The organism is Planktothrix rubescens CCAP 1459/22 (genome assembly GCA_904830895.1).
Classification (GTDB): Bacteria; Cyanobacteriota; Cyanobacteriia; order Cyanobacteriales; family Microcoleaceae; genus Planktothrix; species Planktothrix agardhii.
Genome location: LR882958.1, coordinates 4,819,402 through 4,845,906, shown reverse-complemented (window position 1 = coordinate 4,845,906; position 26,505 = coordinate 4,819,402). Strand labels below are relative to the sequence as shown.

The window sequence follows — 26,505 nt, the reverse complement described above, 5'->3', positions numbered from 1 at the left end:
GCTAAATTTCGCTTAATTTTTCCTAAAATTTTGATCCTTCTTGTTCCCTACTTTTGATAAATGGGAGCTAGAATAAAACCCCACCCTAGCCCTCCCCTTACTAAGGGGAGGGTTGGGAGGGGTAAAAATAAATGTAAATATTACAACTGATTTAAAATTTCATATTAGCATATTAGTGTTTTATAGAGGCGTTAAAAATAACACCTCTACAGAAATTCAATCAGAAGAAATTAAATCATTTCAACGATTCCATTAGAACCAATACTAATACTCTTATGACCTGCGCCGCCGGAGTAAATATTGACGGTTAGTTCATTTTTTTCTGCATCAAAATTGCCTTTAAATCCCAAAGGAGTCCCATCTAGGGTATAAATTAAAATGTTGACTGCCCCCGTTTTAATCTGGGAAAATGGCAGAACAGTTGATTGTCCACTGGCTAAAATTTTAGACGAATTTTGGCTTAAACCATACTGAATAGGTTTTCCCGATTCATTGATGAGTCGAACTGCAACCTTTTGATCGGTTTTTACCCGAAATCCGGTATAAACCTGGGCAGAACTGGGACTAGGGGAGAATATAACTGGAGTAGCAAACAAAAATGTTCCTACTAAAGCAACCGTCGTTAGAAGTTTGAGTTTCATAGATTTTATGGAATTAAATCAGAATCAGTTCGGTAATTATTCTAATCTATATTTTTGAGATCACAAACTAATAATTTTTCCGGCTTGTCTTCGATGAAAATTTTAGATTTTCTCAACATTTCAACGGGATTACAATATTTAAGTAGTTACACAAAATAAATTACCTAGTTGAGAGAGGGAACACCGGAACAGCCCCCCCAAACCCCCCGTGCACGGGGGGCTAGGGGGGGAGGGAACAGGGTGGAGGATGTGTAATTAATTTTGTTTAGGTACTTAACAAAACTTCCTAAATTCCATGACTTTTCCCAATCACCCAATTCCGACGGAAAAAACGGGATAGGGCCGATTCTTCTAATTGTAAAACAATTGGACGACCATGGGGACAGGTACGAGGATTGCGGGTTTTAATCCATTGATCTAATATAGTTTGCATTTGGCTTAAACTCAGGGGTGTGCCATTTTTAATCGCACTCCGACAGGCGGTGGCAACTTGGGCGGTTTGTAAATCTCCTCCTAAACTTAATTCTAATAAGGCTTCTGGACAATCACTGCGTTTAATTAATAATTCCGGTGCATTTCTGACTACCCAAATCCCGTCTCCAAAGGGATCAACTTCTAATCCTAAACGCTGCATTTGTTCTAATTGTGCTGTTGATAAGGATTGTAAAATAATCCCTGGTTCGAGGGGAATTAATCGCCATTGATCACAGATTTGTTCATATAAAATCCGTTCATGGGCAATATGTTGTTCAATTAACCATAATCCGCTAGAATGTTCGGCAATAATATAGGTATTTAAAACTTGGGCGATCGCTTTTATTTCTAATATTCCTAATTCAGTTTGGGATCTTTGAGCATCTAATTGAGTTTCGGAATTAATGTTATAATTTCCCTTGTCTTCTGATACTTTCAATAACTTCTCAATGCGATTTTGAGTCGGAGAAATTCTCTCAAAATTTAACCTTAAAGCCCGTTCAATTCCTTGACTAATAAGCTCTTGCCATTGGTTCAAATTCTGGAGATAAACTTCACTTTTATCCGGGTTTCTATTCCAGTCTATTTGTTCGGGGAACAGGTGTAAATGTACAAAACAAATGGGATAGCGATCGCGGGGACAGGTGCGTGCTAGGGCGGTTAATAGGGTTTGTTCTAATTCCGGCGATCGTACCATTCGGCCATTAATAGCAACCTTAACCCAATCGGGTCGGCGACGATGACAGCGATCGGGTAATCCTAATATTAATTCAATTTCTCTTAGATTAATATTATCATAATCTGGCGGAATTTTCAAATAAAATAAATCACTGAATTGAACATTTTTAATAATCTGAGGTAAAATCTGTTGAGCATTCACCCCCGGACTAATTTGAAACCAAGGATTATGACCTTGACGCAGTTGCCAAGTTACTTGGGGATGACATAAAGCAATTTGCTGAATTATTAACTGAATACCGCGCAATTGTTGAGCCGAAGCAGGTAAAGATTGACGTCGATTTTGCCAATTTTCAAACAAATTAGAAACCGTAATAACTGTTCCCTGGGCGACAGCAATGGTTTCGGTTTTAACAACTTCTCCTTGATGATTATAACTAACACGCCAACCGGCATCAGCAAGGGAAGGAGAATTAGGACGACTAATAATTTCTAAATCGGATAATTGGGCTAAACTGTGTAATGCTTCCCCCCGAAATCCTAAACTATTAATTTTAAATAAATCCGTAATTGTGTTAATTTTGCTGGTACTATGGGCGGCGGCGGCTTGTTTTAAATTAGTTAAATCCATGCCCACACCATTATCTACCACTTGTACCCGCCAAGACTCCGGCCAGACTGAAATTGTAATCCGGTTTGCTTGGGCATCTAAGGCATTTTCAACTAATTCCCGAACCACTGCCACTAAGGAGTCAATAACTTCACTCGCCGCAATTAAATCAACAACATCTTTGGGGAGAGGACGAATAGAATTCAAGGGAATGGGTAATGGGTAATGGGTAATGGGGATCACGGATTTAAGAGGATTTCACGGATTTCACGGATTTTAATCTGTGTTAATCTGCGTCATCCTCTTGAATCCGTGATCGGGAATGGGTAATGGGTAATGGGTTTTGGGTTTTGGGTTTTGGGTAATAGGTTTAATTCTAGTTTAATTTGACTTCTTCGGCAACTTCAGCGTGCATTTCTTTTAGTTGAGTTTGGGGGAGTTTAATATAAAAAGTAGTGCCTTGATGGGGAACGGATTTAAACCGAATTTGACCGCCATGGGCATCAATAATAGATTTAGCAATCGCAGTTCCTAACCCCGTACCACTGCGTTTTCCATGGGTAACAAAGGCATCAAATAAATGTTCACGAATCATATCAGGAATTCCAGGGCCATTATCAGCAATGGCAATTTCCGTCCAATCTCCCGTTAATTTAGCTGTGATTAAAATAGTTCCTCCTGGTTTTTCAAAGGCTTCTACCGCATTTCCAACTAAATTTTGAAATACTCGAATCAGTTTATTTTCATCGACATAAATTTGACAATTTTCATCAGTTTGCACAGAAAATTTAACCTGGGTCGATTGAAAATAAACCCGATTTAATTTTTCAAAACGTTGCAGCATTTTTGCCACAGAAATTGATTTTCTGTATAAAAGTGTACTGCCTTTAGTAAATTCTAATACTTCCTCTGCCATGCCTAACATCCGTTGAATCTGCATAGAAATCAAATCACACCATTCTTGAGTTTCTTCATCGGGGTGCATTTCTTTGAGCATGGAACTGGATAACTGAATTCCGGTAAACGGACTCCTAAAATCATGCAAAATGGTATTAACCATTTCCCCAACTAATTCCATTTTTTCTTTATGGACTAATTGATGGACATATTGATTCGTAGTAACGCGCAAATGACTAATAATATAAGCAAATAAATTCAGAATCACTTTACCCTTAGCATTGCTTAAAATTTGCAGCAAATCCGGTTGAGAAATTTTAGCTAATTTCACCTGTCCGGCGGTTATTGCCCTGGCACTGCGAGGTTGTCCATCTAAGACTCCAAATTCTCCAAAAAAGTCATTAGCTTGGGCAACAGCAATGGTTTGATATTGGCTCAATGGAACTTCTTTTTTAAACTCCACCCGACCTTCTAAGACTAAATATAAAAAATTAGGAGCTTCTCCCTCTTCAAAAATAATATGTTGGTCTGCAAACTGTTCAACTATGGCTATTTCACAGAGTTGTTGAGCTTCGGGAAGTTCAAAATAGCTAAGAAATCGGTGGGAGGATATATCCATTTTTATAACCCGGGTTGTGATCAAAAATTAGGGTAATCTGGTTTGGTGATATTCAGTATCGGAATTAATCAATTTGAGGGCTGAAAAAGGCAGCTTTCAATAAGGGCAAATTGCTTTTGGAGATTAGAAAAATACAACCGAATAGTATAATAAATTATAGCGTAGATGTTCCCAGTAGTTGAGCCAAAGATGTTTGCAATACCGGGGGTAAACGACGCATAATTTTCCCCGTTTTTCCATCAATAGGAACCAAAGTCACTTGGGCGCTGAGATAGTGGGATTGGCCATCTAGGGATTCAATCCGGTATTCCCAGGGAATTCGTACCCCCTTAATCAGTAGAATTCGACTTTTAACCACAGCCTGCATTCCCATTTTCACGGGTTTATGGTAGCGAATGTTCAACTCGATAACGGGTAATTCGCAACCCATTTCTACTAAGGTATGATACTCTAATCCCGCCAAACGTAACCGTTCTACCCGGGCTTCTTCCATCCAAGATATATAGGTTCCATGCCAAACAATACCACCATAATCGGTATGGTGGGGAGAAACCCGCACAACATAGTCAAACCAAGGGGTTGACCAGGAGGTATCCTTTGAGGACGGGGACTGGGGGAAAGGATTTGTTTCAAACACTTTACAAATAGATTTAGAACGCAACATTTCTACAAATTATCTGTCAACACGGGGGATTATTCTAGGTATGGATACTGTTTAATCCGTGTCGGGTAGATCTGACCCCTGATAAATCACCTATTTTAATCACAAGGAAAATCCATGATAAAAAAAATTCTAGTTGCGGTTGCTGGTCGGGGATTATGCGAAGAAATGCTGAATATGATGTTGGATATCCCCTCTTTCCAGCAAGCATCGGTCACGCTTCTACACGTTGTTTTCCCTGAAGTGAGTTCGGATACGATGTCGGAAAAGTTAACCGAAGCTGGAAAAATTCTGGCCGAAGCTGTTACCTTGATTAAACTCGACCCTAAGCAAATTAATCCTCTACTTAAACAAGGTGATCCTAAAGATATTGTTTGTCAAGTGGCTGATGAGGAAGGTGTGGATTTAATTATTATGGGTTCCCGGGGTTTGGGACGCATCCAAGCAATTCTGGAAAACTCCGTCAGTCAGTATGTGTTTCAATTAACTACTCGTCCGATGCTATTAGTCAAGGACGATACCTATGTCAAAAAACTGCGTAAAATTATGGTGGCGGTGGATAATTCCGAAGCCTCCAAACAGTGTTTACAATTGGCAATTTCCTTTGCTAAAGATATCGCTGGGACTCAACTAATTTTAGTCCACATTAATAAAGATATATCAGGGAAATCGAGCCAAGATTTCAGTAATAATGCCGAAAAAGATCCTATTTTAGCCCCGGCAATTGAAGAAGTAAAACGCATGGGAATCAGCTATCGTTGTGTTAGTGGGATTGGTAAACCAGGCCCAGAATTGTGTAGCGTTGCTGAAGAATTGGGGGCGGATTTATTAATGTTAGGTTCCCCAGACCGTCGCCCCAACATGGCTAAGAGTTTTATTGACTTAGACCGATTGTTAGGAAGTTCCCTCTCAGATTATGTGCGAGTTTATGCTACTTGTCCTGTTTTGTTAACACGGACAACAGCAAAATAATCCTCTGTTAATTAACAAATAAGTAGTTGCACAAAATAAATTACCTAGTTGAGAGAGGGAACACCGGAACAGCCCCCCCAAACCCAGGGCTGTTTCATTTTACGGCGGGGTGGATGTCAAAATAAAAAGCGCCACAGTAACAGTCTGATGGCGCTTTTTTTGAATTAAAATTCAATCAAAATTCAGGAAAAACTGGTATTAACCTTGTTTACCATCCTGACTTTGGGTTTGAATATACAGAATCAACAGAAAAACCGCAGGAACTGACACAAACAAAATGCTGGCAACAAATCCTAAATCATTAACTTGCATAATTACCCTACCTTAACTTAAATGGGAAATTCAAATACCTCTAGGATATCATTAATTAGCGTTTTTGAATAGATTGATTTTATAGTGGGGAATAGGGAATTACGAATGGGTTTTGGGTTTTGGGTGATATTCAGCGAGCGAGGACGCTCGCACTGCTTCTGCTCTCCCTGCTTCTCCTTCCCCAGTTTAAATACTTAATAGCTTACCAAATCGAAGTTAAATCTAATATAAAACCTGGTAAAATATCCTCGCCTGAAACTTGATTAGGATATTCCAAGATTTCCACATCTTGATGTAAACGATAAACTTCAATTTGTTGCTGTTTACGATTAATTAACCAACCTAATTTTGCCCCATTCTCTTGATATTCTTGCATTTTTTGACGAGTTTTTTCTAAACTATCACTCGGAGACATTAATTCCACCACAAAATCAGGACACAAAGGCACAAATTTATCCTGTTGTTCAGGTGTTAAAGATTCCCAACGTTCTCGACTTACCCAAGAAGCATCAGGAGCGCGGTCAGCACCATTAGGAAGGGTAAAACCCGTATTGGAATCAAAAACTTCACCTAAATTATTCTGACGTTTCCAGACTAAAAGTTGAAAAATTAAATCAGCATTCCGTTTACCTGTATTTCCTCCAGTTGGTGGCATAATAATTAACTCTCCTGAAGTCGTGCGTTCAAATTGAAAATCATGATTTTCTTGACACAATTGCCAAAATTGTTCCGATGTTAAATCCAGTTTTAATTTTAAAATCGGCGGTAAAGTCAGAATATTGGTTTCCATAGTAATTTGGGTTTTTGAAGGGAATGGGGATTAAATACTAAATCGCTTACCAAATCGAAGTTAAATCTAACACAAAACCTGGTAAAATATCCTCACCTGAAACTTGATTAGGGTGTGCCAAGATTTCTACATCTTGATGCAGACGATAAACTTCAATTTGTTGCTGTTTACGATTAATTAACCAACCTAATTTTGCCCCATTCTCCTGATATTCTTGCATTTTTTGACGAGTTTTTTCTAAACTATCACTTGGAGACATTAATTCCACCACAAAATCAGGACACAAAGGCACAAATTTATCTTGTTGTTCAGGTGTTAAAGATTCCCAACGTTCTCGACTTACCCAAGAAGCATCAGGAGCGCGGTCAGCACCATTAGGAAGGGTAAAACCTGTATTAGAATCAAAAACTTCACCTAAACGGGTTTTTGAATTCCATAAATCAATTTGAGTGGTAATTTTAACATTCCGTTTTCCTGTATTTCCTCCAGTTGGTGGCATAATAATTAACTCTCCTGAGTTCGTGCGTTCAAATCTAAAATCATGATTTTCTTGACACAATTGCCAAAATTGTTCCGAGGTTAAATCCAGTTTTAATTTTAAAATCGGCGGTAAGGTTAGAATATTTGTTTCCATAGTAATATGGGTAATGGGTAATGGAGATTTGTTCTATTATATAATAAGGAATATTAGAATTAACTGTCATGATGAACAAACTCATCTCTAGTTGAAGTTAATTTTTGTTACAAAACTGATCAGAGATTCAGATTTTTTCCCATTTTTGAAGCCCAAACATAAACTAAAATTAAATCTTCTGGAATATTCTGGGATTTTGATTAGAATATCTGTTATTACATAAGAAACTATCATAACCGAATCCGATGATAAATTCTAGCCGATTTCGCTTGATTCGCAAGCAGTTTGTCTTCGTTTTTCTATTTATATTAACCTTGGTGGGATGCCGAATTATCAGTAATTCCCCCGTTAGCGAAGTCATCCCGATGATTGCTGACTTACCCAAACCTCAAATTCCTGAATGGATTGAAACAATTAATCCTATCGGTGAAAGTCCAGAATTAAGTCAAATTCATGTTATTTTTAAAAGTCCTTTAATTCCCCTAGAAAGTTTAGATAGTTCAGGACAAAAAAAACTCCTGAATAATTTTGAAATTACCCCAAAAATACCTGGCGAATTTCGATTTTTAACACCTAGAATGATAGGGTTTCAAGCCGATAAAGCCCTACCCTTAGCTACCCGCTTACAAGTTACTATCAAAAAAGGATTAACCGATTTAAACAAAAATCAATTAGACCAGGATATTAGCTGGACATTTGCCACCGAACCGATTAAATTATCTAATTTACCCGGAAGTGAAGAACAACCCGGTTCTCCAGATAATCCCATAGGATTAAATCCCGAACTCAAATTTAATTCCAACGTAGAATTAGATTTAGCCTCTTTAACAGAACACTTACAACTAATTTCTCAAAAAACCAATAAAGCAATTCCTGTCGAAGTTAAAATTGCCCAATCAGAAGACAATAAAAACCCCGTTGAACCTTTAAAAAGATTCAATTCGGCAACTCAAAATCCAGAATATATTGTTACTACCAAACAACCATTACAATCTGCTACTAAATATCAACTTAAAATCACACCTGGCTTACGTCCAGTTCAAGGAAATTTAGAAACCCAAGTTGAGATTTCTAGCCAGATTCAAACCTATGATAATTTAAAATTTGTCAGTTTAGAACTTCAGGGTAAAGCTTCCGAAGAAGGAACATCAGGACGATTTGTAACTGGAAATCCTCAACTGCAATTTAATAATGGAATTATTGCCGAATCAGCCCTAAAAAATATTACCATTAAACCTGCCCCTAAACCCGATATTAAAGTCATTCAAGCCTATAATGATTATGAGCGAGTTACCATCAATCCTTGGGCTTTAGAACCCCAAACCAATTATACTATTACGATTGGTGCAGAAGTCGAAGATACATTTAACCAGAAATTAGGAAAACCAGTTACTGTTAGTTATAAAACTGGAGATTTAACCCCAGATATTTCCGTACCTTCGGGATTAAATATTTTCCCCTCTCAACAAAATTTAGAACTGAATATTTCTACTTTAAATTTACCAGAATCCAAATATCAAGCCGCTTATAAAGTGGTGCAACCCACGGATTTAGTTTATACCGATACGGCTTATTCGAGAGATGAAGGAAGAAAAAATCTATTACTTCCCCAGGAAAAATGGACAAATTTTGCTGTTCCCACCCCGAAAAATAACATTCAAGAAACCTCAATTAATTTAAAAGATAAATTAGGAGGAAATACGGGAATGTTAGCCTACGGAGTCAAGGCAAAAACCACCCGTTATCAACAAGAAGGTGAAAAAAAATGGGGTGAACCAGAATTTAATGGACTGGTACAATTAACTAATTTAGGCGTTTTTGCCCAATGGTTTCCAGAGTCAGGAATGGTGCGGGTTAATCACTTAGATAATGGCTCCATTGTTGCAGGAGCAACCGTTGAAATTTATCTCTCTAAACTCGATGCTAAATCCCATCCTAAACCTCAAACTTGTGCAAAGGGAATTACCAATAATCAAGGCATATTATGGTTAAATTCTCAACAGTTAAAACAATGTATGCAGGGGGAAAGATTTGCCAAAGCACCGGAATTATTAGTGATTGCTAAAGAAGGCAAAGATTGGGCATTTACTCGCACATTATCCTATAGTGGAGAATATGGATATGGAATTGATGCCAATTGGGAAGATAAACAAACCCTATCCCGGGGCGTGATTTTTTCAGACCGTCAACTGTATCAACCAGGGGAAAAAGTTGCCTTAACTGGTGTCGCCTATTCCCTAGAAAATGGTACGTTAAAACCGAATAAGAATCAAAATTATACGGTGACTTTGGAAAATCCCAAAAAACAAAAGCAAGCATTAGGAGAATATAAAAGCAATGAATTTGCGACGTTTTCTGTAGAATTTTCCTTAGAATCTAACCAACCTTTGGGAAATTATATTATTCATGCAAAAGACAAAAATGGGGTAGAACTTTTAGGTGAATTCCGTGTTGCTGAATTTAAACCACCTAATTTTAAAGTATCCCTAAATTTAGATCAAAAATTCGCCAAAATTGGAGAAACTATTACGGCAAATGCTCAGAGTGAATATCTGTTTGGGGCTCCCGTAGCCGACGGTGCTGCTAAATATTATGTTACTCGGAATGGAACGGATTTTATTCCGAAAGCATGGGAAAATTATTCCTTTGGTCGTCAATGGTTTTGGCCGGAAGAAAAACCCAATGTTTCTGATAGTGTATTGCAAGAAAATCAACAGTTAAATGCACAAGGTCAGGGGAGTAAAACCATCACCGTTGATAAGGATTTACCCTATCCCATGACCTATCGGGTTGATGTGGAAGTTACGGATATTTCTAACTTATCCGTTGCCAATTCTGAATCCTTTACCGCCCTTCCCAGTGACCGTTTTATTGGGTTAAAAACACCATTTATTGCCGAAGCGGGTAAGGCATTTCCCATTGATATGATTGTCACTGATATTCAAGGAAAACCCCTGGAAAATATTGGGGTAAATTTGCAACTGCAAAAAATGGATTATAGCCAAGTGACGCGGGTTGTTGAAGGAGCGCGAACCCCTAAAAATCAAATTCAATATCAAACCGTTGCTCAAGTTGATATTAAGTCGGGTCAAAAGGAACAAAAGGTTGATTTAACCGCCCCAGAGTCCGGTTCCTATCGCATTCGTGCTAATTTTAGCGATGGGAATAATGAAATTACCGCCACGGATTTACAAATTTGGGTGACAGGAAGTGGGTTAGTTTATTGGGGAGGAGATGAAGAACAATTAATAATTAAACTGAATAAAACTACTTATAAACCCGGAGAAACTGCAACGGCTTTAATTCAATCTCCCTATCCAGAAGCAGAATTATATTTTGCCGTAGTACGGGATAAACCCCTTTATGAAAAGCTAATTAAAGTTAAAGGTGGTGCGCCAGAAATTCAGTTTCAAGTCACCCCGGAAATGTTACCAAATGCGGCAGTTGAAGCGGTATTAGTTCGACAAGGAAAACCGATTTCCGAACTCGAACCTGGGAGTTTAGAAAATTTAGCTAAAATTGGATTTACGCCCTTTAAAATTAACCTAGAAGATCAATATTTGCAAGTCCAAGTTAATCCCCAACAAGCCAAACTAGAACCTGGTTCCCAACAGACCTTAGACCTAACTTTAACTGATACCAAAAATCAACCTATTCGCGGACAATTCACCGTGATGGTGGTCAATGATTCAGTTTTACAACTCAATAATTATCGACCTCCGAATTTAATAGAAACCGTCTATGCGGAACAACCAATTTCCACAAGATTTAGTGATAATCGTCCGGCGGTTATTTTAAATCAATTAGCCTCTGCTTTAGAAAAAGGTTGGGGTTATGGAGGCGGTTTGTCTACTGCTACAGCTAATCCTCGAATTCGTAAAAACTTTCAAGCCCTAGCATTTTATAATGGTTCAATTGTTACCGATAATCAAGGAAAAGCCACGGTTAATTTTAAACTTCCTGATGATTTAACTACCTGGCGAGTGATGGTAATAGCAACGGATGGGAGTCAAAAATTTGGGTCGGCTGAAACTACATTTATGACCACTCAAGCATTAATTTCTAACCCCATTTTACCACAATTTGCCCGTCCTGGCGATCGCATTTTAGCCGGATTATCTATTACAAATTTAACCGAAGAAAAGGGCAAATTAAATATTACTGGAACTGTTAACGGTGGGATTCAATTTTCCCCTGGAAACGCCAATCAACAAACCTTAAAAACCAACGCAGAAGCGGGAACAAATGCCTATCGCTTTCCAATTTTAGTTAAACAAGCGGGGGAGGCTCAAGTTCAATTTACCACGGAATTTAACGGTAAATCCGATGGGTTTGAAGTGCCTTTAACTGTTAAAACTTTTGACGTAAATGAACAAGTAATTGAGTCAGGACGGACAACCAATACTGTCACAATTCCCCTGAATATCAGTAAAAAAGTAGTTCCCGATTTCGGAGGATTAGATATTAATTTAGCGAGTACCCTAATTCCCCAACTAACTGCTTCCGCTCAACAGGTATTTAATCGAGAAAAATGGCCGTTTCTCGAACCTGCTGTTAGTGAATTAATTATTGCTGCTAATATGCAGATTTTGGGTAAAAAATACGGTCAAAATTTCAGTAATTTGCAGTTACCTGAACGGGCTAAAACCGCTTTAACAGATATTAAAACACTGCAACTAGAAGACGGTGGAATTACAGCCTATCCTGGTTCAATAGTCTCTAGTCCTTTCCTTTCTGCTTATACTGGGGAAGCCTTAGCTCAAGCTCAAAATGCTGGATTTTCGGTTAATTCTGAGTTAATTAAATCTCTCAAAACCTATCTAACTCAAGGAGTAAATGATCCCCTAAAATATGATTTTTGTACCGATGAAGTTTGCAAAAATCAAATCCGTTTAAATGCCTTAATTGCTTTAGATGCTCTGGGAGAAAAACGCAGTGATTTCTTAGATGATATCTTGCAAAATTTTGATAAATTTGATCAAGTTACCCAGATTAAATTTGTACAATATTTATCTCAATTTCCCCAATGGAAACAGGAGTATAATCGTCTATTTGAGCAAGTGCAAAAACAGATTTATGTAACCGGAAGAACAGCAACTCTGAACTTACCTCAAGGTTATAGTTGGTTGAATTCTGATACAACGATTCAATCCCAAGGGTTACGTTTATTGTTAACTAAAAATCCCCAATCTGCCACCGTTGATAAGCTAGTGGAAAGTTTATTAAATCTGCGTCGAGATGGAACCTGGGGAGGCAGTTATGATAATGCCCAGGCGTTAACAGCTTTAACTGCATACAGTCAAACTGAAGCTACACCACCTAACTTTAATGTGGCGATTAATTTAGGAGATCAAACATTAGGAGAAACTCAATTCAAAGGGTATAAAGATTCTAATTTTAGTTTGAATATACCTATGTCGGAATTACCCAAGGGCGAAAATAATTTGATTTTAGAACCGTCTAATCAAGGTAAATTAAATTATTGGGTCGCCTATCGATATCGTTTAGAAGGAAATCAACCCGGACGTTTAAATGGGTTAAGAATTACCCGCACAATTCGCCCTGCCAATGAGGATAAAGTTCTACAGATAATTGACCTTAATTCCCCTAAAGATCTGCTCAAAGTGACACCCGGACAAGTGTTTGATATCGGTTTAGATATTATTACTGACCGTCCCGTTAATCAAGTAATGATTACCGATCCACTTCCGGCTGGATTTGAAGCTATTAATGCTAGTTTTAAAACCAGTAATTTAGCAGTAGAAGCTCAAAAAAGTAGTTGGCAAATTGACTATCAAACGGTTCATAATGACCGAATTACTGCCTATAGCGATCGCTTAGAACCGGGGATTTATCAACTACATTATTTAGTTCGTGCTGTTACTCCAGGGGAATATTTATGGCCGGGTGCGGAAGCGAAATTACAACATACTCCCGAACAATTTGGCCGCAGTGCATCGACAACTTTATTGGTTTCTAAATCTTAGTTGAGATCCCCCTAAATCCCCCTTATTAATGGGGGTTAGGGGGGATCATCTTACAAAAAAATATTTTAACAAAGCAGAAAAAATGGTAAAATTAAAATAGTTTCAAACCACAGGATAAGGAAATAAATCAATGTCTGTGATCGCGGTAATTGACTATGATATGGGGAATTTGCACTCCGTTTGTAAAGGCTTAGAAAAAGCCGGGGTAACACCTCAAGTAACTGACTCAGCTACAATTATTAAAAATGCTGATGCGGTTGTATTACCTGGGGTGGGTTCCTTTGACCCCGCGATGCAACATTTGCGATCGCGCAATTTAGTCGAACCAATTCAAGATGTAATTGCTTCCGGTATTCCCTTTTTAGGGATTTGTTTAGGGTTACAAATTCTGTTTGAATCTTCAGAAGAAGGTCAAGAAAAAGGCTTAGGAATATTCCCTGGAACAGTCCGACGTTTTCAGTCCGAACCTGGGTTAACTATACCCCATATTGGTTGGAATCAACTATCTTTAATTCAACCTGATTTACCATTATGGAAAACCATTGGTTCCCAACCTTGGGTATATTTTGTGCATTCCTATTATGTTGATCCAACTGATAGGAATTTAACCGCCGCTACCATTCAACATGGAAGTCAAATTATCACGGCTGCGATCGCAAAAGATAACGTGATGGCGGTACAATTTCACCCGGAAAAATCCTCTAACGCCGGGTTAAAAATATTGGATAATTTTGTTGAATTAGTTCAGGGTGAACCTCAAACCATTGAGATGAGAAACCAAGTTTCTGTATAATATAAACCCAGTTTATTATTGATTAGAGGAATAAATTTTTGAGTTTAAGAATCTATGGAAACCGCCTATTAAAAACCTTACCTGGAGAAGAAACCAGACCGACATTAGCTAGGGTGAGGGAAGCGGTTTTTAATATTTGGCAGGTTAAAATAAAAGGCTGTTGCTGGTTAGATTTATGTACGGGTAGTGGGTCAATGGGGGCCGAGGCATTATGTCGGGGGGCGGCGGTTGTGATCGGGATTGAACAACACGGGAAAGCCTGTAAAGTTATTCAAGAAAATTGGCAAACAATGGCGGATTCTTCCCAACAAATTCAAGTAATTCGGGGAGATATTTTAGGGAAATTAAAGATATTATCGGGGCAAAAATTTGATTGTATTTATTTTGATCCGCCCTATAATAGCAATCTTTATCAACCTGTATTAGAAGCCATATCTCAATATCAACTTCTATCTGATCACGGAGAAATTGCCGTAGAACACCATACCCATCGTTGGCAGATTCAACCAATTACAGACCTAGAAATCTGTCGAGAAAAAACCTACGGCAATTGTGCTTTAACCTTTTATTGTTTAAAATAATAAACACGGATTTAAGAAGATTACGCAGATTAACGCAGATTAAAATCCGTGAAATCCGTGAAATCCTTTTAAATCTGTGATCCCCATTATTGGAGTTTTTATGTCCTACGAAAAAGAAAAAGAAATTGCGATTACAGCCACATTAAGTGCTTGGAAACTGTGTGAAAGAGTGCGGGAAAATATTCCCCAAGCTATGGAGAAAAATGATAAAAGTCCTGTCACCGTGGCTGATTATGGTTCTCAAGCTATTATTTGTAAAGCTTTAGCAGAAGTATTCCCTAATGATCCCGTTGTCGGGGAAGAAGATGCCACGGAATTACAAACTCCAGAAATGGCGGAAAATTTAGCAAAAATTACTGAATATGTACAGGAAATTATTCCTGATGCTACTTCAGAACAAATTATAAACTGGATTAATCAAGGGAATGGCAAGGTTGAAAAAAGGTTTTGGACATTAGACCCAATTGATGGTACAAAGGGCTTTTTAAGACAGGATCAATATGCGATCGCCTTGGCTTTAATTGAGGATGGAGAGGTGAAAGTTGGGGTGATGGGATGCCCAGCTTATCCGGTGGAAAATCATCAACCTGGGGCCCTATTTGTGGCGGTTAGGGGACAGGGTGCAACGATGATAATAGTAGCCACGGGGGAAGAAATTCCGATTCAAGTTGTACCGGAAAATGATATGGAAAATCTGCGATTTGTAGGTAGTATTGAAGCCAGTCATGGTGATATTGAACGCCAGGATGCTGTGGCTAAAGCGGTGGGAATTATTGCCCCAGCAGTTAAGATGGATTCTCAGGCAAAATATGGGGCGGTGGCGTCTGGAAAAGCGGCTTTATATTTGCGACTTCCCTCTCCTAAAACCCCTAATTATCGGGAGAATATTTGGGATCATGCGGCGGGGGCAATTGTAGTAGAAGAAGCGGGGGGACGGGTGAGTGATATGTTTGGTAAACCTTTGGATTTTGCCTCTAATCCTAAGATGTTAGATAACCGGGGTATTATTGTTAGTAATGGGATTATTCATGATACGGTTTTAGGGGTATTAAATCAATAATTATTTGATGGTTTCTGCAAGGCTCAGGCAAAATGGCTATAATGTCTGTTCTCTTGTCGGGAGCCTCGCTATCCCTCTGGGTTTAAATTTGGGTCGCTTAGAGAAACTGAAAAAAGTCAATGATTACCGGAAAGGGGAACAAGGTATATAGCAACCGCTAAGGCAGTTAGGACACCAGACGGATCTTGGAACCCAGACGGTGAAGTATTTTCCCCCGGTGTTCCCTCCCCCCCTAGCCCCCTGTGCACGGGGGATTTGGGGGGGCTGTTCCGGTGTTCCCTGCTATATTACAGAACCCGCCCCTACGGGTTATCCATTTTCTCCTTAAAAATATCACCTAATTTTTGTCCTTTGGGTAACTCAATAAAAACCCGATCTCCAGTTTGTAAACCTTTCAATACTTGAATTTGATTACCGATTTGGGAACCAACGGTAACGGGGTGAAATTGTGGCTTATTATTAGCATCGGGAAGTAACACCCCCGCTTGACCTTTATTTGTTACAATAGCAACGGTGGGAACCACTAACGCTTGTTTGAGTTTCTCCCCAATAAAACGTAAATCAACATTCATTCCCGACTGAAGTTGATCTTTTCCGGTTTCGATAATAATTCGAGCTTGAAATAACGTAACATCCCGTTCTTTTACCGCTTCGGGGGCAATAATATTAACTCGACCTTTAAATACTTGATCGGGATAGGAGTCGGCAATAATTTCAACGGGTTGATTAGGTTTAATTTGAGCAATATCCGCCTCTGGAATTTTAGCTAAAACTTCTATATCTTTGGCTAAAGCAACAATAGAAGTGGAAGTGGCTGAAGTGGCTTCGGAAGCTGAAGTTGCTGGGGTAACAAAGGCACCTTCAACGGCATAACGTTGGGTAATAATTCCCGAAAACGGGGCACGAACTTTGGTATCTTCGATTTGAACTTGATAGAATTTTACCTGTCCTTCGGCTTCAGCAACTTCCGCTTTTGCGGAGGTAATTTCCTCTGAACGAGTGCCATTTTTTAACTGATTTAATTTACTTTGGGATTCAGCAACTTCAGCTTCTGAACGAGCAATTTCTTCTGAACGAGTGCCATTTTTTAGTTGATTTAAGGCTTGACGTTCCTGTTCAACATTAGCTTGTCTTTGTTGAATTTGCGATCGCTGAACTTGTTGTAATTGTTCTAAACGTTTTTCGACTTCATTTTGTAGTGCTTCTAACCTGCGTTCATCGCGTAAATATTCATCTAATTTATCCTGAGAAATTGCCCCTTCTCCCTTTAAATCTTGATAGCGTTGTACCCGTTCTACTGCTAATTTTAATTCGGCTTTGTTGGCATCAATTCGAGCTTTTGCTTGATCAATTTCATCAATTAAACTACCTGATTGGGTATCTTTTAAACGAGATTCCGATTCTTTTAAGCGAGCTTTTGCCTGAGCAATTTCTTCGGGACGAGTCCCCGATCGCAGTTGAGATAAATTAGCTTTAACCTGATTTAAACGAGCTTGAGCTTGAACAATTTCCTCCGGTCGGGTTCCGGTTTGCAGCTTGTCTAAATTAGCTTTAACCCGATCCAAACGGGCTTGGGCTTGGAACAGTTGGGCTTCAATTTCGCCACTTTCCATCCGCGCCACAATATCCCCAGCTTGGACAATATCCCCCTGTTCCACATATAATTGCGCTAACCGCCCTTGGGTTTTGGGACTGAGGTTTACCCGGCGCACGGGTTGAACTACCCCACTGGCGGTAATTTTCACCGTTAAATCCTTCGCTTCCACCGGAACCGTCAGGGTCGCGATCGCATCGGGCTTAATTTGATTCCGACTCCGGGCCAAATAAACCGTTGCCAGAATAGCCAATAGTCCCGAAGCCAAAATTGCAATCATCCAAGGTTTCCATCGCCGTCGGGGAACTTCCGAGAACTGAACGGGATGTTTTACTTCCCCATTGTGTTGTGCCGTTTCCTCTTTTGGGCCAGTTAACATAAAATATGCGGGTGCGGGTTGATCAGGAACAGAATCAGCCCTGAAGTTCAGAACATGATTCTGTCACTAGATTAATTCTAACGATTTCCGTTAATATTTCTTGACGATTACCCGTCAACCCTCTTGAAATAACGGTGTACTCAAATAACGTTCACCGAAACTAGGTTGAATCAACACAATCAGTTTTCCTTTATTTTCAGGACGTTTACCCACTTGAATTGCTGCATATAAGGCCGCCCCGGTGGAAATTCCCGATAAAATCCCTTCTTCCCGGGCAATCCGACGGCCAAAAATCATGGCATTTTCATCAGTAACTTGAATCACTTCATCAATGATATCTACGTTCAAGACTGGAGGAATGAACCCGGCCCCAATGCCTTGAATTTTATGGGGGCCAGGTTTACCACCTGATAAAATCGAACTATTGGCGGGTTCAACTGCAATGGCTTGAAAGGCGGGTTTGCGTTGTTTCAGGACTTCAGCTATCCCGGTTAAAGTCCCTCCAGTTCCCACTCCAGAGATTAAAATATCTACAGAGCCATCGGTATCGGCCCAAATTTCCTCGGCGGTGGTTTTGCGGTGAATTTGGGGGTTGGCCGGATTCTGAAATTGTTGCAACATATAGGCATCGGGCAGGGTATCCAAAATTTCCTGCGCCCTTCGGATACAGCCACTCATCCCTTCAATTCCGGGGGTGAGTTCCAATTCGGCACCATAGGCTTTTAACATTGCCCGCCGTTCTGAACTCATGGTTTCCGGCATAGTTAAAATTAAACGATAGCCCCTAGCGGCGGCCACCATTGCTAAGGCAATTCCAGTATTACCCGATGTGGGTTCGACTAATACGGTTTTACCCGGAGTAATCAGTCCTTCTTTTTCAGCAACATTAATCATATTCACCCCAATTCGATCCTTGACCGAAGCCGCGGGGTTCATGCCTTCTAATTTGACCACTATTTGAGCCACACACCCTTCCGCCTTGGGAATCCGGTTGAGTTGGACGAGGGGGGTGTTACCGACTAATTCCGTAATGTTATGGGCGATACGCATAATTAACTTGAAGATAAACAACAATGATACAAATAGTTTGAGGAACTCATCCCTAAGCCTTCAGATGTAATACATGATATCCTTCTGTTGTCGGGCATCTCTTTGTTCACAAAGGTCTTTTAAGCTGTATTTTTGTAATACAGAATTCGCCATTTGCTCTGCTTCCTGCCAAAATTCCCAGATCACCGTACCTTCAACGGTATTAGGGCAAGAATTTTGAGGAGACGCTTCGGGATCTGATCCCTCTAAGCACTTCACCACATCAAACAGAGTAATTTTCCCTGGTTCCTTCCCCAGATAATATCCACCTTTTGAGCCTCGTTGACTGCGAACAAGGCCACAGCGCCGCAAGGTAGCCAGCAATTGTTCAAGATAGCGATCAGGAATGTTATGCTGGGCGGAAATTTGGCGGACTTGCCTCGGTTCTGGATCATCATAGTGAGTTGCCAACTCCATCAGGGCGAGAAGGGCATACTGACTTTTGCAAGAGAGTTCCACGCAGAAATCATTCAAAAATGTTTCACGATTCTAGTATACTCCGGTTTTCCCCTGGGAATTTGTTAGTTTCGCGACGTTATACCCGATATATGACACTTAATATTTAAAACCTAGCATTTGATAAACTTATGAATTGCTCTGACATAACCCGTTCTAGGTTGCAATCTTTCTACAAAATCCGATTAAAAACAGCCTTGGTTTTTCCGTTTATTTTGCAAATTACAATCGCCGTAGGATTAGTGGGTTATTTTTCCTTTAAAAATGGTCAAAAAGCGGTTGAAAATTTAGCTCAACAGTTAATTGAAAGCGTGAGTGTTCGGATTGAAAATCATGTTTTAGAGTATTTTAATAAATCCTTTCAAGTTCTGCGAATTACAGAAGATAATGTCAAAGCTGGAACATTAGATCTGAATGATTTTGAAGGGTTAAAACAGTATTTCTGGAATGTGGTTGCTGAGGGAGATTTAGAAAGTTATCTTTCCTACGGAAACGAACAGGGGGAATTTATTGGTGTTGAACATTTAGAAACTAATCAAGTTCAATTGAAAATTCGTACCTTGGAGACTGAACCGATGCGTGAAGTTTACCGTTTAGATGAATGGGGAAACCGGGCTGAATTTTTAAAACAAGCCGAATATGATCCCCGTCAACGTCCTTGGTATCAAGCGGCAAAACAGGCTCAAAAACCCACCTGGAGTTCCATTTATCCCTTCTTTTCTCGTCAAAATACAGATACAGCATTAGGAATGTCGGCGGTTTGGCCAGTATTTGATCAGGATAGAAATCTGCAAGGAGTTCTATGTATTAATATTACTTTATTAAGAATTACATATTTTTTAAAAAATCTTTATATTAGTCCCCATGGACAAAGTTTTATTATCGAACGTTCTGGCGATTTAGTTGTCAGTTCTAAGATTGAAAAAACTTTTCAAATTACAGGGAAAGGAGAGGATGCGAAAATCCAACGTTTTCCCGCTAATAAAAGTGAAGATATCACTATTCGTAATACAGCTAATGCTTTACTGAAAAAGTTTGGTAGTTTTGTGGAAATTCAAAATAGTGAACAAGTTAAATTTCAACAAAATCGCCAATGGTATTACGCTCAAATTTTACCGATTAAAGACGGACGGGGAATTAATTGGTTAGTTGTGGTTGTGGTTCCAGAAGCGGATTTTATGACAGAAATTAAACGCAATACTCAAATTACTATTGGGTTGTGTTTAATTGCCTTGGGATGGGCTACGGGTATAGGAATTTTAACTGCCCGTTGGATTACAAAACCGATTTCCAGACTCAATCAAGCTTCCCATAAAATGGCAAAAGGAGAATTAAATCAACAGGTAAAAGTAGGAGGAATTAAAGAATTAGAAACCTTAGCCAATTCTTTTAATTGGATGGCGGGACAATTGAAAGAGTCTTTTGATACCTTAGAAGAAAAAGTTAAAAAACGTACCGGACAACTGGCGGAAGCGAATCAAGAAATTAGTAGCTTAAATACTCGACTTAAAGCTGAAAATTTACGCATGGGTGCAGAACTCGATATTTTACGAGAAATGCAGCAATTAATTCTTCCTAAACCTCATGAATTAGAGGAAATTCAAGATTTAGATATTGTGGGATATATGGAACCCGCCGATGAAATTGGGGGCGATTATTATGATGTTTTAACTACCCATGGAGTTGTGACAATTGGGATTGGAGATGTCACGGGTCACGGACTAGAAAGCGGAATTTTAATGGTGATGATTCAATCAGCAGTTAGAACATTAAAGGAAGTAAAAGAACATGACCCAATCAAATTTTTAAATACTTTAAATCGAATGATTTATTATAATATTCAACGAATGAACTCTGATAAAAATTTAACCTTAGCAATTTTAAATTATTCGGAAGGTTTATTGAGTATTAGTGGACAACATGAGGAAATCTTAATTGTACGTCAAGGAGGAAATATTGAACGAATTAGTACAATGGATTTAGGATTACCCATCGGCTTAGATGAAGATATTGCTGAGTTTATTAGTCATACTTTAATTAGCTTAAATTCTGGAGATGGGGCGGTTTTATATACCGATGGTATTACCGAAGCCAAAAATAGGCAGAAAAAATTCTATGGACTGGAAAAACTTTGTAGCATTATTAGTCAAAATTGGTATCGGGAAGCAGAAGGGATTAAAAATGCTGTGATTGAGGATGTAAAATCATTTATGGGTGAACAAAAGCAATTTGATGATATTACTTTATTAGTCATCAAAAAGAAGTAACCATGTTGTTGCGCCGTTGTTGCACCGTTGTTGCGCCGTTGTTGCGCCGTTGTTGCGCCGTTGTTGCGCCGTTGTTGCGCTTCAGCGCACTCTGAAGATGGTGCTGAAGCACAACAACATAGTTTATAATAGAATGACCCAACTATTGTTGTGAAGCACTAATTTTTTTGGGCTAAAACCTAACAATAATTTTACGATAGATAATCAGGAGGAAAAATGTACGAGTATCGTAAACTTAACCCTGAACAACAGCAAAAATTAATAGAAGAACGTTTACAAAAGGGATATCCACGCCATAGTCCCCCCCATTTAATTGAAAATCAACCTTTTTATCTGTTAACAGCCGCTTGCTATGAACATCAACATCGCTTGCATAATGTCACCCGTCGTCAACAACTTTTTCAGGAGTTATCAGAAGTATTAATTCAGGAAGAAATTGAAATTATAGCTTGGGTGATTTTGCCCAATCATTATCACATTTTAACATCAACTGTTGATTTTGAATGGTTAGGTAAACAGTTAAGATTAATTCATGGAAGAACAGCCCGTCAATGGAATTTAGAAGATCAGGTCAAAGGGAAATTATGGTGTTGTTATAGCGATCGCGCCATTAGAAATGACCAGCACTATTATCAAGTGATTAATTATATTCATTATAACCCGGTTAAACATGGCTTTACAGATTCTCCTTATAGTTGGGAAAATAGTAGTGTTCATAGATATTTAGAGGAAAAAGGGAGAGACTGGTTAAGAAATTGTTGGGTTGAATATCCTGTGCGAGATTATGGTCAAAAATGGGATATTTGTTAAAAACCTGTTGTTGCACCGTTGTTACCCCGTTGTTGCGCTTCAGCGCACTCTGAAGATGGTGCTAAAGCACAACAACGTAAAATTTTATTACCCCGTTGTTGCGCTTCAGCGCACTCTGAAGATGGTGCTAAAGCACAACAACAAACAACAAACAACAAACAACAAAGGATGATTTATATTCCCCAATTGGAAATAAATAAAGCCTATGTCAAATCAATTTCCCCTTCTTTCGTTTAAACCATTGTTTAAAAAAATTTCCCTGAGAAATCTTCTGATTTTTCCCTTTGTTTTCCAAATTTTTATCGCCGTTGGATTAGTGGGTTGGTTATCATTTCAAAATGGACAACGGGCGGTTAATGATTTAGCAAATCAACTCCAAAATGAGGTTAGCGATCGCATTAGTCAAAAGTTAGATAATTATTTAGCATTGCCCATTCAGGTGAATGAAGTCAATCTTAATTTGCTGAATTTAGGATTGTTAAATTTCCAAGATTTAGACAGTATTCGACGCCATTTTTGGAAGCAGATGAAAGTCTATCCTTCCCTGAGCTATTTTAACTTGGGTACTGTGGATAATCTGTTTCTTGGAGTTGGTCGAGAAGATGATGGAACACTCTATTTAGAATTAATGAAACCCACGGATAAATTTTATTATAACCGTTATTTATTAAATGATCAAGGTGATCCCACAACCCTAATTACCCGTGAAAAATATCTTTACAAAGAAGATAAATGGTATAGTGATGCAGTGGCGGCAGGAAAACCGATTTGGAGTGAAATTTATCAGTGGGGCGATCGCCCGGAAGTGATTTCTATTGCTTCTAGTTCTCCTATCTATGATCAACAAAAAAAATTAGTAGGAGTGATCGGAATTGATCTGATTTTAACCCAAATTAGTAATTTTTTAAAACAGTTAGAAGTGACTCCTTCGAGTAAAATTTTTATTGTGGAACGCAATGGTTTAATTGTTGCCAGTTCCAGTCATGAAAAACCCTATTTAAAAGTTAACGGAGAAGCTCAACGGTTGAGTGCTTTTCAAAGCAGTGATCCCTTAATTAAAGCATCGAGTCAATATCTCCTAAACCGATTTAGCGATTTGAGTAAAATTCAAAATAAACAGAGTATCAATTTTCAATTAGATGGGGAAAATATTTTTGTCCGGGTGCATCCTTGGCAAGATCAATTTGGCTTAAATTGGTTGATTGTGGTTGCTGTTCCTGAGTCGGATTTTATGAAAGAAATTGATCGGAATACCCGCCGAACTGTTATATTATGTTTAATGGCATTAGCGATCGCAACGGGTATGGGAATTGTCATTGCCCATTGGATTACGGAACCGATTTTGAGCCTAAATCGAGCGTCTCAAAAAATTTCCACAGGGGACTTGAATCAATCGGTTAAAGTCAGACGGATTATTGAACTGAGACAACTGGCTTATTCTTTTAATAAAATGGCGGATCAACTTCAAGATTCCTTTGAAAACTTAGAACAAAAAGTTATAGAAAGAACGGCGGAACTAGCCTCTGCCCATGCTCAAATTTTAGTTTTAAATCAACGGTTAAAAGCCGATAACTATCGGATGAGTGGTGAACTAGACTTACTTAAAAGAATGCAGCAATTAATTCTACCCAAAGCCGAAGAATTAGCTTTAATTGAAGGATTAGAAATTGCGGTTTATATGGAACCTGCTTATGAAGTGGGAGGAGATTATTATGATGTTTTATATATGAATGATGTTGTTACTATTGGGATTGGAGATGTTACTGGTCATGGATTAGAAAGTGGAATTTTAATGGTAATGACCCAGGCTGCTGTTCGGGTTCTCAAGGAAATGCAAGAACGTGATCCAGTGAAGTTTTTAAATATTTTGAATCGAGCGATTTATCGTAATCTTCAAAGAATGAATTCCGATAAAAATTTAACTTTATCAATTTTAAATTATAAAAATGGTCATCTGAGTATTACTGGTCAACATGAGGAAATATTAGTGGTGCGTCATGGGGGAAAAGTTGAACGAATTAATACTATAGATTTAGGCCTGCCCATTGGTTTAGATGAAGATATTTCTGAATTTATTGGTCAAGTTATGATTGAGTTAAAGGTCGGAGATATTATTGTTCTTTATACCGATGGCATCACCGAAGCTAGAAATATCAAAAAAGCTCAATATGGTTTGGAAAGACTTTGTGAAGTTGTCGGTAAAAGTTGGGATAATTCGGCGGAGAAAGTTAAGCAGGATGTGATTGCGGATGTTAAGCTATTTATGGGAGAACAACAACAGCTTGATGATATTACCCTATTGATTTTAAAGCAACGCTAACGGACATTGGACATTATTAAGATAATACAAATTTTAGTTTCTATCAAGCAAAATCATGCTATAGCAGTCCTAAATCATTATCAAGAGCATGATATAATGATATACACTACTTGATTATGACAATAAAAATTATGAATGACTTACAACAGGCAGAAAAAGAGCGGAACAAAGAAATAGCTGAATTAGAAATTTTAATTGAGAGTAATCTTTCGGCAAGAGAACTAAAACGAGCAATAGCTGTCAGGATGGCACTCACCGGTAAAATTTACCGTGAAATCAGCCAAATTTTAGGTGTAAGCGAATTTTTTGTTGGGCATTGGAAAAAAGTTTTTAAAGTCAAAGGAATCGCTGGATTAAAACTAGGATATAAAGGCTCAAAAGGGTATTTAAGTATTCAAGAAAAAACAGAAGTAATTGAGTGGTTAAAGAATAAAAAGTATTGGGATTTAGATGAATTAGTTACTTATGTGGATCAAGAATTTGGGGTAATATATAAATCGAAACAAAGCTACTATAAACTTTTTGACCAGGCAAATATTAGTTGGAAGAAGTCTCAAAAGGTGAATCCAAAATTTAACGAAGAGCAAGTAAAAAAAAAGAGAGAAGAAATTAATGAGATGTTATCAAAACAAAAGGCTGGCATAGAATCGGGGGAAGTAATAGTATTTTTTTTAGATGAATGTCATCTACTTCATGGAGATGTTAATGGCTACGTTTGGGGTCAATCAAATCTAAGAATTGAAGTTCCAATTACCAATGAAAAAGAGCGACAAACTTATTTTGGAGCACTGAATTATCAAAGCAAAAGATTCCATGTTAAAAGTTACCCATCTGGGGATGGAAAATCAACAATTGAATTTATAAAATACTTACAAAACCAATATAAAAACAAGAGAATTATCTTAATTTGGGATGGAGCGAGCTATCATAGATTTGGAGAATTTAGAGAATTTTTATCAGAAATAAATGGTGATAAAGAACCTGATGATTTTTTAATTACTTGTATTTTATTTGCTCCTAATGCTCCGCAACAAAATCCGGTTGAAGATATTTGGTTACAAGCGAAAAACTTTTTGAGGAAGTATTGGTATTTATGCAGGTCGTTTAAGATTATCAAATTTTTGTTCGAGTTTTTTACTAAGGAACATAAATTTGATTTTCCCAAAATTCATCAGTATACTTATATATAGAAAATCATTTAGGATTGCTATATAATAGAGAAGTTGTTATTTTATAATCTGATTTGTTCCACTAAAGGTTAAGTTATTATGATCCAAATTTTTGGAGAGTTTTTGCACCAATTTCCTCCCGATCATGATTCTTTAGAGTTGACCTTTACTCCCACATCCCGACCGATTAAACAGCGCTGGCGCAATAATCGATTATCAGCCCATTTTGTTGCTGATTACTTCTCATCATTTTTACCTTTGGATGCCGATAACCCTAGCCGGGAAAAAAGGATTCAAGAGGGTAAAGGAGCGGTGAGTTATGTCGCCAATGAGTTATTAGAAAATGCCATGAAATTTAATGATGAAAGTGTAAAATCTAAAATCAAATTTGGCATTCACTTTATTGAAGCTGAACATACGGTCACCGCCGCTATTTTTGCCACAAATTCAATTAATTTAGAAGGAGCAAAAAAGTTTCAGGATTTTATTCAAGAATTATTGCATCAAGATCCCAATGAGTTGTATTTTCATCAAGTTGAACGGAGTGTAGAAGATGACAGTGATAATACTTCCGGTTTGGGTTTACTGACGATGATTAATGATTATCAAGCTCAACTGGGTTGGAAATTTGAATCGATTTCCAATCAAGTGACTCTAGTTTTAGTGACCACAATGGCTCAAGTAACCGTGTAGAATTAATGTATTTACAGAA

Annotated in this window: 20 protein-coding genes; 10 read left to right on the top strand and 10 right to left on the bottom strand. The window is 38.3% G+C overall.

Features of this window, described 5'->3' with window-relative positions:
- Nucleotides 1–230: 230 nt before the first annotated feature.
- The 4 genes from NMG86_RS21920 to NMG86_RS21905 form a co-directional block, all read right to left on the bottom strand.
- Nucleotides 231–641: a hypothetical protein gene (locus NMG86_RS21920; protein ID WP_026795496.1), complete on the bottom strand. Its 411-nt coding sequence runs from the start codon at nucleotides 639–641 to the stop codon at nucleotides 231–233.
- A gap of 286 nt (nucleotides 642–927) precedes the next feature.
- Complete coding sequence (gene mutL, locus NMG86_RS21915) at nucleotides 928–2,646, bottom strand: DNA mismatch repair endonuclease MutL (protein ID WP_237747557.1); 1,719 nt, start codon at nucleotides 2,644–2,646, stop codon at nucleotides 928–930.
- A gap of 133 nt (nucleotides 2,647–2,779) precedes the next feature.
- Nucleotides 2,780–3,919: an ATP-binding protein gene (locus NMG86_RS21910; protein WP_043937739.1), complete on the bottom strand. Its 1,140-nt coding sequence runs from the start codon at nucleotides 3,917–3,919 to the stop codon at nucleotides 2,780–2,782.
- Nucleotides 3,920–4,073: 154 nt separating this feature from the next.
- On the bottom strand, nucleotides 4,074–4,583 hold the full coding sequence (locus tag NMG86_RS21905) for an acyl-CoA thioesterase (RefSeq protein ID WP_043939025.1): 510 nt from the start codon (nucleotides 4,581–4,583) through the stop codon (nucleotides 4,074–4,076).
- 114 nt (nucleotides 4,584–4,697) lie between these two features.
- Here NMG86_RS21905 and NMG86_RS21900 point away from each other — a divergent pair, with 114 nt between their 5' ends.
- Nucleotides 4,698–5,552 carry a universal stress protein gene (locus tag NMG86_RS21900; RefSeq protein ID WP_026796508.1) on the top strand — a complete coding sequence of 285 codons (855 nt, stop codon included), beginning with the start codon at nucleotides 4,698–4,700 and terminating at the stop codon, nucleotides 5,550–5,552.
- A gap of 198 nt (nucleotides 5,553–5,750) precedes the next feature.
- On the opposite strand, the gene psbM is transcribed toward NMG86_RS21900, so the two are convergent.
- The 3 genes from psbM to NMG86_RS21885 all read right to left on the bottom strand — a co-directional run bounded on the left by psbM (nucleotide 5,751) and on the right by NMG86_RS21885 (nucleotide 7,288).
- Nucleotides 5,751–5,864 (bottom strand): photosystem II reaction center protein PsbM, encoded by a 114-nt coding sequence (gene psbM, locus NMG86_RS21895; protein WP_026787680.1) that lies wholly within the window; start codon nucleotides 5,862–5,864, stop codon nucleotides 5,751–5,753.
- A gap of 202 nt (nucleotides 5,865–6,066) precedes the next feature.
- The gene (locus NMG86_RS21890) at nucleotides 6,067–6,654 is read right to left on the bottom strand and encodes a Uma2 family endonuclease (RefSeq protein WP_026796507.1); all 588 of its coding nucleotides are present in this window, start codon (nucleotides 6,652–6,654) and stop codon (nucleotides 6,067–6,069) included.
- Nucleotides 6,655–6,700: 46 nt separating this feature from the next.
- Nucleotides 6,701–7,288, bottom strand: a complete 588-nt coding sequence (locus NMG86_RS21885; RefSeq protein ID WP_026796506.1) for a Uma2 family endonuclease — start codon at nucleotides 7,286–7,288, stop codon at nucleotides 6,701–6,703.
- Between the two features lie 245 nt (nucleotides 7,289–7,533).
- On the opposite strand from NMG86_RS21885, the gene NMG86_RS21880 reads away from it, so the two are divergent.
- The 4 genes from NMG86_RS21880 (at nucleotide 7,534) to NMG86_RS21865 (ending at nucleotide 15,709) form a co-directional block, all read left to right on the top strand.
- The gene (locus NMG86_RS21880; protein WP_026798780.1) at nucleotides 7,534–13,275 is read left to right on the top strand and encodes an alpha-2-macroglobulin family protein; all 5,742 of its coding nucleotides are present in this window, start codon (nucleotides 7,534–7,536) and stop codon (nucleotides 13,273–13,275) included.
- Between the two features lie 130 nt (nucleotides 13,276–13,405).
- Nucleotides 13,406–14,068 carry an imidazole glycerol phosphate synthase subunit HisH gene (gene hisH, locus NMG86_RS21875; protein WP_026796504.1) on the top strand — a complete coding sequence of 221 codons (663 nt, stop codon included), beginning with the start codon at nucleotides 13,406–13,408 and terminating at the stop codon, nucleotides 14,066–14,068.
- 38 nt (nucleotides 14,069–14,106) lie between these two features.
- Entirely contained in the window at nucleotides 14,107–14,649 is a 543-nt protein-coding gene (gene rsmD / locus NMG86_RS21870) for a 16S rRNA (guanine(966)-N(2))-methyltransferase RsmD (RefSeq protein ID WP_026796503.1), read from the top strand.
- 100 nt (nucleotides 14,650–14,749) lie between these two features.
- Entirely contained in the window at nucleotides 14,750–15,709 is a 960-nt protein-coding gene (locus NMG86_RS21865; protein WP_026795502.1) for a 3'(2'),5'-bisphosphate nucleotidase, read from the top strand.
- Between the two features lie 302 nt (nucleotides 15,710–16,011).
- On the opposite strand, the gene NMG86_RS21860 is transcribed toward NMG86_RS21865, so the two are convergent.
- The 3 genes from NMG86_RS21860 to NMG86_RS21850 form a co-directional block, all read right to left on the bottom strand.
- Entirely contained in the window at nucleotides 16,012–17,682 is a 1,671-nt protein-coding gene (locus tag NMG86_RS21860) for an efflux RND transporter periplasmic adaptor subunit (protein ID WP_026796502.1), read from the bottom strand.
- Between the two features lie 114 nt (nucleotides 17,683–17,796).
- Nucleotides 17,797–18,732, bottom strand: coding sequence for a cysteine synthase A (gene cysK / locus NMG86_RS21855; protein WP_026787672.1), 936 nt, complete (start codon nucleotides 18,730–18,732; stop codon nucleotides 17,797–17,799).
- Nucleotides 18,733–18,792: 60 nt separating this feature from the next.
- On the bottom strand, nucleotides 18,793–19,230 hold the full coding sequence (locus NMG86_RS21850) for an RrF2 family transcriptional regulator (RefSeq protein ID WP_026787671.1): 438 nt from the start codon (nucleotides 19,228–19,230) through the stop codon (nucleotides 18,793–18,795).
- Between the two features lie 128 nt (nucleotides 19,231–19,358).
- Between NMG86_RS21850 and NMG86_RS21845 the strand changes: the two genes are divergently transcribed.
- The 5 genes from NMG86_RS21845 (at nucleotide 19,359) to NMG86_RS21825 (ending at nucleotide 26,486) form a co-directional block, all read left to right on the top strand.
- On the top strand, nucleotides 19,359–21,494 hold the full coding sequence (locus NMG86_RS21845; RefSeq protein WP_043937734.1) for a SpoIIE family protein phosphatase: 2,136 nt from the start codon (nucleotides 19,359–19,361) through the stop codon (nucleotides 21,492–21,494).
- 216 nt (nucleotides 21,495–21,710) lie between these two features.
- Nucleotides 21,711–22,304 (top strand): REP-associated tyrosine transposase, encoded by a 594-nt coding sequence (locus NMG86_RS21840; RefSeq protein ID WP_026787669.1) that lies wholly within the window; start codon nucleotides 21,711–21,713, stop codon nucleotides 22,302–22,304.
- A 205-nt stretch (nucleotides 22,305–22,509) separates the two neighbouring features.
- A complete protein-coding gene (locus NMG86_RS21835; RefSeq protein WP_026787667.1) occupies nucleotides 22,510–24,624 on the top strand; it encodes a SpoIIE family protein phosphatase in 2,115 nt (704 codons plus the stop codon).
- A 131-nt stretch (nucleotides 24,625–24,755) separates the two neighbouring features.
- On the top strand, nucleotides 24,756–25,814 hold the full coding sequence (locus tag NMG86_RS21830) for an IS630 family transposase (protein ID WP_042152127.1): 1,059 nt from the start codon (nucleotides 24,756–24,758) through the stop codon (nucleotides 25,812–25,814).
- Between the two features lie 78 nt (nucleotides 25,815–25,892).
- On the top strand, nucleotides 25,893–26,486 hold the full coding sequence (locus NMG86_RS21825) for a slr1658 family protein (RefSeq protein ID WP_026787666.1): 594 nt from the start codon (nucleotides 25,893–25,895) through the stop codon (nucleotides 26,484–26,486).
- Nucleotides 26,487–26,505 lie beyond the last annotated feature (19 nt).